The organism is Psychrobacter sp. 16-MNA-CIBAN-0192 (assembly GCF_040309565.1).
Lineage (GTDB): Bacteria > Pseudomonadota > Gammaproteobacteria > Pseudomonadales > Moraxellaceae > Psychrobacter.
Genome location: NZ_JBEOOX010000668.1, coordinates 1 through 240, shown reverse-complemented (window position 1 = coordinate 240; position 240 = coordinate 1). Strand labels below are relative to the sequence as shown.

1 protein-coding gene is annotated in these 240 nt (G+C 44.2%); it reads left to right on the top strand.

Translation table 11 applies throughout. From position 1 onward, the window contains the following. A partial coding sequence (locus tag AAEY78_RS14785) for a hypothetical protein (protein ID WP_352340232.1) occupies positions 1-240 on the top strand: 240 nt, incomplete at both ends.

Here is a 240-nt window from a genome sequence, read left to right as displayed (position 1 = left end):
TTTCTGTAACAAATTATGGAACGCGTCACGTTATGTGTTAATGAATACGGAAGTGCAAACCAATCCAGATAGCGATGAAGCTGGTGAGCCTTTAGATTGCGGTCAACTGTTAGTAGATGGCAAACCGGGTGAGATGGAATTGTCGTTAGCCGATCGTTGGATCATTGGTTTGTTTAATCAAACCGTGAAAACCGTTGAAGATCACATGGCCGCTTTCCGTTTCGACTTAGCCGCTAACAC